1 protein-coding gene and 1 pseudogene are annotated in these 859 nt (G+C 74.6%); both read left to right on the top strand.

The annotated features are described in order from the left end of the window. The coding region (locus tag ACYVE7_RS34880) for a glutamate ligase domain-containing protein (protein WP_460370933.1) at window positions 1-502 on the top strand (502 nt) is incomplete at its 5' end. A gap of 63 nt (window positions 503-565) precedes the next feature. Continuing rightward, window positions 566-859: pseudogene (locus ACYVE7_RS34875) on the top strand (cell division protein FtsQ); the annotation flags it as partial.

The following is an 859-nucleotide window of genomic DNA, read 5'->3' as shown; positions in this document are numbered from 1 at the left end:
GCTCGGCGCGCCGCTCGACCGGGTCGTCGACGGGATCGCCGCGTTCGGCGGGGCCCGCCGCCGGCTGGAGCTCAAGGGCGAGGCCGGGGGAGTGGAGGTCTTCGACTCCTACGCCCACCACCCGACCGAGCTGACCGCCGACCTGTCGGCGATGCGCGACTACGTCCGCGAGACCGGAAAGAACCGGATCCTTTCGGTCTTCCAGCCGCACCTGTACAGCCGCACCCGCTTCTTCGCCGCCGAGTTCGCGCAGGCGCTGGCCGCCGCCGACGTGGCGATCGTCCTGGACGTCTACGGCGCGCGCGAGGACCCCGAGCCGGGCGTCACCGGCGCGCTCATCTCCGACGCGATCCCGGCGGGTCCCGAAGTCCACTACCTGCCCGACCTCGGCTCCGCCGCCGCCTCCGTCGCCAAGCTGGCACGTCCGGGCGACGTCGTCCTCACCTCGGGCGCGGGCGACATCACCACGCTCGGCCCGCAGATCCTCGCCCTGCTGGACTGACGCGACACGCCGCCCGGCCTCCCGCGCCGGAGCGGTGCGCGGTGTCCGCGCGAAGATGGGCCTATGGCGCAGACGCAGGCCCCCGGGGTCGTCATGGCAGCGGCCAAGGACACCGGCAGGAACGGCTCCGGCAAGGGCAGGCCGCGGCGGGACCGCTGGAAGGTCCTGTTCGTGGTGCTGCTCGTGCTCGGGCTGCTCGGCGGCGCGGTCTGGGTGGTGCTGGGGTCCAAGCTGCTCGTGGTCCGCGAGATCGAGGTGCGCGGCGTCCGGCTGCTCAGGTCCAAGCAGGTCGCCGACGCGGCCCAGGTGCGGATCGGCGCGCCGCTGGCGCGCGTCGACACCGGCGCGGTCGGCCGG

Source organism: Actinocorallia lasiicapitis (assembly GCF_054778695.1).
This window is presented reverse-complemented; position numbering and strand designations above follow the sequence as displayed.